Source organism: Mangrovicoccus ximenensis, assembly GCF_003056725.1.
Taxonomy (GTDB): Bacteria; Pseudomonadota; Alphaproteobacteria; order Rhodobacterales; family Rhodobacteraceae; genus Mangrovicoccus; species Mangrovicoccus ximenensis.
Genome location: NZ_QBKZ01000026.1, coordinates 91,838 through 100,472, shown reverse-complemented (window position 1 = coordinate 100,472; position 8,635 = coordinate 91,838). Strand labels below are relative to the sequence as shown.

5 protein-coding genes, 1 tRNA gene and 4 pseudogenes are annotated in these 8,635 nt (G+C 67.3%); 2 read left to right on the top strand and 8 right to left on the bottom strand.

Annotated features, from left to right (window positions below; all coding sequences use genetic code 11):
• Nucleotides 1-472 (bottom strand): M48 family metalloprotease (locus C7T91_RS30475; protein WP_161556178.1); only part of this gene is annotated, 472 nt, incomplete at its 3' end.
• On the opposite strand from C7T91_RS30475, the pseudogene C7T91_RS40260 reads away from it, so the two are divergent.
• Nucleotides 436-1,491, top strand: a pseudogene (locus C7T91_RS40260) (sulfotransferase); the annotation flags it as partial. The gene C7T91_RS30475 and the pseudogene C7T91_RS40260 sit on opposite strands and share 37 nt — an antisense overlap.
• Before the next feature lie 426 nt (nt 1,492-1,917).
• Here the strand turns inward: C7T91_RS40260 and C7T91_RS40255 are convergent.
• From C7T91_RS40255 to pip, 3 genes and pseudogenes are all read right to left on the bottom strand, one after another.
• Nucleotides 1,918-2,337, bottom strand: a pseudogene (locus C7T91_RS40255) (universal stress protein); the annotation flags it as partial.
• 508 nt (nt 2,338-2,845) lie between these two features.
• Nucleotides 2,846-3,415: pseudogene (locus tag C7T91_RS40250) on the bottom strand (cache domain-containing protein); the annotation flags it as partial.
• Between the two features lie 266 nt (nt 3,416-3,681).
• A complete protein-coding gene (gene pip / locus C7T91_RS30455) occupies nt 3,682-4,674 on the bottom strand; it encodes a prolyl aminopeptidase (RefSeq protein WP_108263550.1) in 993 nt (330 codons plus the stop codon).
• A gap of 67 nt (nt 4,675-4,741) precedes the next feature.
• Here pip and ubiG point away from each other — a divergent pair, with 67 nt between their 5' ends.
• Nucleotides 4,742-5,488 (top strand): bifunctional 2-polyprenyl-6-hydroxyphenol methylase/3-demethylubiquinol 3-O-methyltransferase UbiG, encoded by a 747-nt coding sequence (gene ubiG, locus C7T91_RS30450; RefSeq protein ID WP_108263549.1) that lies wholly within the window; start codon nt 4,742-4,744, stop codon nt 5,486-5,488.
• A 181-nt stretch (nt 5,489-5,669) separates the two neighbouring features.
• Here ubiG and C7T91_RS30445 read toward each other — a convergent pair.
• From C7T91_RS30445 to C7T91_RS30430, 4 genes and pseudogenes are all read right to left on the bottom strand, one after another.
• Nucleotides 5,670-5,746 (bottom strand) — tRNA-Pro (locus C7T91_RS30445).
• A 55-nt stretch (nt 5,747-5,801) separates the two neighbouring features.
• The gene (locus C7T91_RS30440) at nt 5,802-6,776 is read right to left on the bottom strand and encodes a DMT family transporter (RefSeq protein WP_108263548.1); all 975 of its coding nucleotides are present in this window, start codon (nt 6,774-6,776) and stop codon (nt 5,802-5,804) included.
• A 133-nt stretch (nt 6,777-6,909) separates the two neighbouring features.
• On the bottom strand, nt 6,910-8,013 hold the full coding sequence (leuB, locus tag C7T91_RS30435; protein WP_108263547.1) for a 3-isopropylmalate dehydrogenase: 1,104 nt from the start codon (nt 8,011-8,013) through the stop codon (nt 6,910-6,912).
• 221 nt (nt 8,014-8,234) lie between these two features.
• A pseudogene (locus tag C7T91_RS30430) lies at nt 8,235-8,396 on the bottom strand (FAD-dependent oxidoreductase); the annotation flags it as partial.
• Between the last annotated feature and the right edge of the window lie 239 nt (nt 8,397-8,635).

Genomic DNA, 8,635 nt, shown 5'->3' with positions numbered 1-8,635 from the left:
CGGTCATTGCCTGCTGCTGGCTCTTCTCGATATGCCGTCCGATCCGGTGCCCGTATTCATGGCCGAGCACGAAGGCTGCCTCGTCGTCGTTGCGGGTATCCTGCAGGAGCGGCAGGCTGAAGTAGATCGACGGCTGGCTGTTTCCCGGACCGGCATAGGTGAAATAGGCGTTGCGCTGTGCCATGCCGCGGTCGATGCCCAGCCGGACGTTGCAGTCTGCCTTGCCGCGCGCGGCGAGCTCCCGGCGGCAGAAGGCTTCGGCCACGGGGGCGACGCGGGCGGCGACCCGCTTGAAGCGCGCCTCGGCTGCTGCTGCTCCGAGGCGGGGGCTGCCCGGTTCCGACTGGGCTTCGGCGAATAGCCTTGTCGCTTCGGCGCGCACGCTGTCATCCGTGGCGGGCAGGGTGTAGGTGGTGCCGCAGGCGGCGATGGCCAATGCCGGCAGGATGGCTCCCAAATATCTTGGCTTCATTTCCTTTTCCCATGGCTGCATCCCGGTGCCGTCCAGAAGCCCGGATGGCTCCGCTTCGTCAACTTGTTTGCCGGAGCATCGTGAACGCCGTTGCCGCGGCGCCCTCCGATATGCCGGGCGCTCCGGGACGGGCTTTTCGCGGCGCGGCGGCTGTTCCGCGGCCCGCAGGCCATGCTAGTCTGTCGGCTGATGGCGTCCGGGAAAGGCGATCGATGGAAAAGCTGTTGTTCTGTGCGGGGATGCCGCGCTGCGGGACCACCTGGCTGAATGCGCAGCTGATCGCGCATCCGGCGATCCCGCGCATCCCGCGCAAGGAAATCCATTACTTCATGCGCCAATACGGCAGCGTCGACCGGCTGACCGAGGCGGCGCGGCAGGCGCAGTTCCGCAATTTCGCGGGGACCGTCTCGATTGCCGAACCCGCCGATCCGCGCGGCGTCGCCGAGCGCGTGCCGATGGCCAGCCTCGCCGCCGGTCCCGCCGATGCCGAGGGCTACTGGGCGCCCGACGGTCCCTGCACGGCCCGCTTCGACCGCCTGGCCGCGGACATGCACTGGTACCTGCGCTACCTGCAGGGGCCGGTCTGCGATGCCTGGTACCGGCGCCTCTTCGACGGGGTCGGTCCGCAGCAATGGGCGCTGGATTTCAGCACCACCAACGGCATGGTCGTGCCCGAGGGGTTCGGGGCGATGGCCGGCTTCGCGCCGGATGCGCGCGCCATCCTGGTGCTGCGCAACCCGCTCGACCGGCTCTGGTCGCACATGCGGCTGCAGGACGGGCTGGGACGGCGGGGCCGGAAGCTGCCGGAAATGACGCCGATGCAGGCGGCGGCCTTCATCCGCCAGCACCACCTGATGGGATCGAGCCTCTATGCGCCGGTGGTAGAGGGGGTGATGCGCGCCTTCGCCCCCGAGAAGCGGCTGATCCTCAGCTTCGACCGGATCGTGTCGGACCCGGCGGGCGTGGTCGGCGAGGTGCTGGATTTCCTCGGACTCGGCTATCCGCAGCGGCTGCGCCGCCTGGTGGAGCAGCGTGTCGAGGGCCGGGCGCGCAGCGGCGGGGCCGCGGCCGATCCGGCGCTGCTTTCGGCGATGGTGCCGAGCTTCCGCCGGGATCTGGAAAAGGTCGCGGGCATGGGGGTGGAGATGGTCGCGCCCTGGCTCGACGATCTCGGGCGTCATGCCCCGGCGTTGCAGGCCTTTCCGGAGCGCAGCCTTGTCGCCGCGCGGCGCGAGCCGGCCCGCGAAGGGCACGTGAATCGCATGGAAGCAGGAGAGCTCTGCCTCGGGCGCGATCTCCGCCGCCCAGCGGGCCGCGGCCGCACAGGCCTTCGACAGGTCCACGCCGCAGAGAACCCGCGCATAGCCGGTCTCCGACGGTCCCGAGACCAGAAGCACCGGCCGCGCCGTGGCGCGCACGATGCGCTCCACCGTGGTGCCCGAGACCATGTCCCAGAGCGGGCGGGGCCGGTGCACGCCCATCACCACCAGATCGGGGTTCTCCTCCTCGATCACGGCGGCCAGGCCGGCCACCGGCTCGCCCAGTTCGACGCGGATGCCGGTCTCGATGCCCGGCGCGGTTTCGCGCTCCAGTTCGCGGCGCGCTTCTTCGAGAATGGGGCCCGACATCTGCTCGGGCAGCTCCGCGTCGATGACGGTGCAAACGACCAGCCTGGCGCCATGCGCGGCGGCCAGCTGTTCGGCGCGCCGCCGGGCACGCGCGGAGCGCAGGGAAAGGTCGGTGCCTACCAGAATCGTCTTCACGTCGAATGTCCTCCTCGCGGGAATGCGAAAGCCCTCCTCCGCAGGGGCTGCATTCCGGCTCTCCCTGCGGCCGTGCGGCGGCAATCCCGGCAGTCCCGGCATCCGAACCGGCACTGCACAATCTCCCCCGCCCTCCAGAGATATGCGGTACGCGCTTGATTTTGAAGCATCCGTTGCCGCAAAAGCACGCGCCGCCGCCGCGGGACGTCCGCGACGGCGAAAACATTCCGGAAATGCAGGGCGAGGCAATTGGCCCCCGCGGCAAGCCGTGGCCGCGGCGATAGCCTTGCTCCTGCGACGGGCCGCTGCAGCGGCCCGGGACCGGAAGGGGGACGCCATGGACGATCATGCGAGAACGGAGCCGGACCCGCAGGCGGAGGCGCCGCCCGGACCCTGGGCCGTGCCGAAGGAGGCGCTGCTGCGGGAGGCGGGCCGCCTCGCGGTCGCGCGCCGCCTGCTCCGCCCGCGCAGCTTCCTCCACCCGGGCCGCCTCCGCTGCGGCATCGGCCTTGGCGCGCTGTTCCGCCTCTCCGGCCAGCCTGACGTTCTCGACGAGACCTTCGCGGAAAGACCGGACGGCGCGGGCCATTTCTCCCAGCTCGTCCGCCCGGCCGGTACCGGGAATCTCCCCGTCGAGATCACCGGCCATGAGCGCGGACATGCGGGCATTCAGACGCTTCACAGGCGCCGTCACGCTGCGCGCGATCAGGACGATGGCAAGGACAAGCAGGACCATGCCCCCGAACCCGACTGCGATGGCGGAATTGCGCAGTGCCGCCATCTGCGCCTGGATATCTTCGAGATAGGCGCCGGTGCCGACGATCCAGCCCCAGGGCTCGAACGGCCGGACATAGCCGAGCTTCGGCACCATCTCCGCATCGCCATTCTCGCCGAAGCGGTTGAAGCTGTAGAGCAGCGCGCCGCCGCCCCTGGCCGCAAGGTCGATGAATTCCCGGAAGACCTTCACCCCGGCCGGGTCCTCGAAATCGATCTGGCCGGTGCCCACCATGTCGGCATTGCTGCCATGGGCGGTGACCACCCCGTTGCCGTCGAACGCGAAGAAATAGCCGTCGCCGTCATAGCGCATGCCGTCGAGAATCCGCCGCCCCTCGGCGCGGGCCGCCTCCGGCGAGAGCTCCCCGGCCTCGACCCGGTGCTGGACTGCATCCAAGCTGAACATCGCGGCATCCACCACGTCGCGCAGATGCGCCGTCTGCATCTGCATCTTGCTGCGCTCGGCCAGCGCATACATGGTGGCGGCCAGAGCCGCGACAGCCAGCAGGACGACAAGGACGATCGAATAGATCCGGCCGCTGATGCGCAACCCGAACGGCGTATCCATTGGAAGCTCTCCGCAATATCACTCGGAGCCTGTATGGGACGCAAACCGTAAATGTTGGGTTGTGCGGGACGGAAATAAGCGTTCCGCCCCGGCAGAAGCCCGGATCAGAGGTCGAGAAGGGCGCGCTGCTTGCGCAGCAGGTTGGTGATCCGCACCAGCTCGGCGCTGATTCCCGGTTCGCTCAGCGCATGGCCCGCATTCGGAACCAGCTTCAGTTCGGAGCGCGGCCAGGCCCGGGACAGCGCCCAGGCGGATTGCGGCGGGCAGATCATGTCGTAGCGGCCCTGCACGATCGCTCCGGGAACGTCGGCAATCCGGTCGGCATTCTCGAGAATCCAGTTCCGCGACTCGAGGAATCCGCCATTGATGAAATAGTGATTCTCCAGCCGCGAGAAGGCCCGGGCATAATCCGCCGGGCTGTCATGCTGCAGACCCTGGCTCTGGATCGAGGCCAGCGCGTTTTCCCAGGCCGCCCAGGCCCGGGCATGGCGGATCTCGACCATCGCGTCGCCGCTGAACAGCCGCTTGTGATAGGCCGCGATCAGGTCGCCGCGCTCTTCCTCGGGGATCAGGCGCACGAAGCGGTCCCAGACATCGGGCCAGAACTGCCCCGCACCGCCGCCATAGAACCAGTCGAGCTCGCCCGGGGTCATCAGGAAGACGCCGCGCAGCGCCAGATAGGCGGCGCGCTCGGGATGGGTGATGGCGTAGACCAGCGACAGAGTCGCGCCCCAGCTGCCGCCGAAGACGATCCAGCGGTCGATGCCCAGCTCCTCGCGGATCTGCTCCATGTCGGCGACCAGATGCCAGGTGGTGTTGTTCTCCACCGAGGCATGCGGGCGCGAGCGGCCGCAGCCGCGCTGGTCGAACAGGATGATCCGGTAGGCGGAGGGGTCGAAATAGCGCCGCATCGCCGGGCTGCAGCCGCCGCCGGGCCCGCCATGGACCACGACGACGGGAATGCCGTCGGGCGATCCGCATTGCTCGACATAGATCTTGTGGCCGTCGCCGGTCTCCAGCATCCGCTGGTCATAGGCATCGACCGGGGGATACAGAAACTGGTGTGCCGTACGTTTTTGACCTGAGACTTGCTCCATGGAGCGACTATATAGGCCGTCAACGGCCTCGGCCATAGATGGAAAACACGAAAAAGGGGCACACGGGATGAGCGACACTGTTTCGACCGTCGATCCGCAGGAAATCGCGAAATTCGAGGCGATGGCCGCCGAGTGGTGGGACCCGAATGGCAAGTTCAAGCCGCTGCACATGATGAACCCCTGCCGTCTGGACTACATCGTCGGCCAGATCGCGGCGGAGTTCGGCCGCGACCGCACCGCGCCGCGCGCCTTCGAGGGGCTGCGGATCCTCGATATCGGCTGCGGCGGCGGACTGCTGTGCGAACCGCTGGCGCGGCTCGGGGCCCATGTCGTCGGCGCCGACGCCGCCGAACGCAACATCCCGGTCGCCAGGCTCCATGCCGAGCAGTCCGGGCTGGAGATCGACTACCGCCACACCACCGCAGAGGCGATCGCCGAGGGCGGCGAGCGCTTCGATGTCGTGCTGGCGATGGAAGTGGTCGAGCATGTCGCCGATCCGCAGGATTTCCTGACGGTCTGCGCCAGCCTGCTGAAGCCCGAGGGGCTGACCATCGTCTCGACGCTGAACCGCAACCCGAAAAGCTACCTGATGGCGATCATCGGCGCCGAACAGATCATGCGCTGGCTGCCCAAGGGCACGCATGACTGGGCGAAGTTCATCACCCCGGACGAGCTCTTCGCGCTTCTGGAAAAGGCCGGGGTCGATCCGGTCGACCGCAAGGGATTCGTCTTCAACCCGCTGGGCTGGAGCTGGTCGATCTCGGACCGCGACCTCTCGGTGAACTACGTGACGGCGAGCCGCGCAAGGGGCTGAGCCGCGGCACCGCAGCGGAAGCCCGCGGGCTTCCGTCCTGCCGCGCAAGCGCAACGGACAAGCATGGACACCTGGTCAGAGCCGGCGTGTTCAGCGTTTCATCTTGTGGGAAAATCTGGCAGCGTCTGCTGCCGGCCTCGGCGGACCGACCAGTAAATCTGCAGTGATTTGCTTGATTTACTGGTCGGAGTGAGAGGATTCGAACCTCCGACCCCTGCCTCCCGAAGACAGTGCTCTACCAGGCTGAGCTACACTCCGACCGAGTAGCGGCGATCTACAGTCCTGCGCCGGGGAGCGCAAGAGGCGATTTCAATTATTCCGCAGGAACCCGAGATCTTTTCATCAGACGGGCCATGCTGCCCAGCCGCGGCAGGGTTCCCTGCACGTAGCGGCCGCGCGTCGACAGCACCGGCGTGCCGGATCCGGGCTTCGCATCCTCGCGCAGGACGATGAAGATGCCGCTGGCGATGATGATCGCGGCACCGAGCGCGGTGTTCCAGTTCAGGCTCTCGCTGAAGAACAGCAGGCCGTAGAACGCCGCCCAGATGATCTGCGAATACTGCATCGGCGCGACGATGACCGCCGAGGCCGTCCGGTAGGCGAAGATCTGCAGCAGCGTTGCCGCCAGGCCGAGCACCGCCATCGCGAAGAAACCGCCGATATGCTGGACCTCGACCGGCACGTAGACGAACGGCAGCGCCGCGCCCATCACCAGGAAATTCGCCACCATCGGATAGAGCATCAGCACGGCGTTGCGCTCGTCGCGGCCGACCTTGCGGACGATCACCGCGGCGAAGGACCCCGTGAAGGCGCCGACCAGCGCCGCGGCATGACCGAGCGTCAGCTCGGTCGAGCCGGGCTGCAGCACCACCATGACGCCCAGAAGCCCGGCAACCACCGCGCCGCCGCGCTGCAGGCCGACCTTCTCGCCCAGCATCGGAATCGCCAGCAGGGTGATCAGCAGCGGCGTGGCGAAGAGAATCGCATAGGTCTGCGCCATCGGCAGCACCGAGAAGGCGTAGAAGACGCAGACCGAGGTGGTCACCTGCGCCACGGTCCTGAGCCCGGTCCAGAGCGGATAGCGCGGGATCAGGTTTCCGTCGGTGCGGTCGCGCATCAGCATGATGGTCACGACCGGAAAGCCGAACAGCACCGAGAAGAAAACGATCTGGAAGGGCGCGAAATCCGCCCCGAGAAATTTCACGACGACATCATGCGTCGAGAAGATGGCAAAGGCAGCGAGCGAGGACAGCGCGCCCTGCATCGTCGGGGACTTGGCAATCGACATGGCACCTCTTTCGGGGTTTCGCGTCAGGACTCTTGAAGAATTTTGCAGGTGCAGAAAAAGTTCCGCCCCCGGAACCGTGTCACCGGTTCCGGGGGCAGTAAAGCCGTCGTTTGCAAATTTTCCGTCAGCCGGATCAGAGGCTTTCGTCGAGCGCCGCCAGGATCGCGTCGCCCATGCCGGAGGTCGAGACCGGCGTAACGCCCTCTTCGCCCAGCAGATCAGCGGTGCGGACGCCCTTTTCCAGCACGGCGTTGATCGCCGCTTCCAGCCGGGCCGCCTCGTCGCCCAGATCGAAGCTGTAGCGCAGCGCCATGGCAAAGCTCAAAATGCAGGCAATCGGGTTGGCCTTGCCTTGGCCCGCGATGTCCGGCGCGGAGCCGTGCACCGGCTCGTACATCGCCTTCGGACGGCCGTTCGCCATCGGCGCGCCGAGCGACGCGGAGGGCAGCATGCCGAGCGAGCCGGTCAGCATCGCGGCCGCATCCGACAGCAGGTCCCCGAAAAGGTTGTCGGTGACGATCACGTCGAACTGCTTCGGCCAGCGGCAGAGCTGCATCGCGCCGGCATCGGCATACATGTGGCTCAGCTCGACTTCCGGATAGTCCTCGCCGACCTTGGTGACGACTTCGCGCCACAGGATGCCCGACTCCATCACGTTGGCCTTTTCCATGGAGCAGAGCTTCTTGTTCCGCTTCATGGCCAGCTCGAAGGCATTGCGCGCGACCCGGTCGATCTCCGACTCGGTGTAGCGCTGCGTGTTGATGCCGACGCGCTCGTTGCCTTCGGTGAAGATGCCCCGCGGCTCGCCGAAATAGATGCCCGAGGTCAGCTCGCGCACGATCATGATGTCGAGACCGGCAACCACGTCCTTCTTCAGCGACGAGAAATCGGCCAGCGCGTCGAAGCACTGCGCCGGGCGCAGGTTCGCGAACAGGTCCATTTCCTTGCGCAGGCGCAGCAGGCCGCGCTCGGGCTTCACCGAGAAGTCCAGCACGTCGTATTTCGGGCCGCCGACAGCGCCGAGCAGCACGGCGTCGACTTCCTGGGCCTTGGCCATCGTGTCGTCATGCAGCGGCGTGCCGTGGACATCGTAGGCGGCACCGCCGACCAGATCCTCGGAGACGTCGAATTGCAGGCCGCGCTTGTCGCCGAACCAGTCGATGACGCGGCGGACCTCTGCCATCACTTCGGGGCCGATGCCGTCGCCGGGCAGGATCAACAGGGAAGGCGTGGTCATGGAAGTCTCCTCTCGATACGGTCGCCGTGGCCGTAGCGCGCGCCCCCGGAAGGGTCAAGGCGGCGGGAGTTCGAGATCGACCCAGACCAGCTTGTGGCGGCTGCCGGGGCCCTCCGGCGCCGTGCCGGCAAGGCCGGAACCCAGCACGCGGAGCCCCTCCCCGGGCAGCACGTAATCGACCCGCAGCCGCCCCGGACCGTCGGGCCAGTCGGCCGTCTCGGTCCCTTCGGCATCGCGGCGCCGACTTCGGAGCCCTTCTCCAGCACCACGACCTGCAGGTCGGCGTCGAGCTGCTTGAGCCGGATCGCGGCCGAAAGCCCCGCAGGGCCCGCCCCCACGATGACGACATCATATTCCATGCTTTCGCGCGTGACTTCGCTCATCTGCCTACCCTTGACCCCTGTCTGTCCTTCGGTCGGTTGTTTCCGCGCCCGCGCGCGTATCTTGGATGCCGTGCATAGCGCTCTGCAGCGCAGCACGTCAAGAACGCGCAAAATCCTTGCCAACAGGCAGGACAAGGCGAAACTTTCGATCCCCGGACGCAGGATTCCCGCCGCTGCGTCCGGGCGCCACCCTGACCTGCGCCCCGCTTTGCCGCAAGGGCGAATAGCGACGCTCCGGC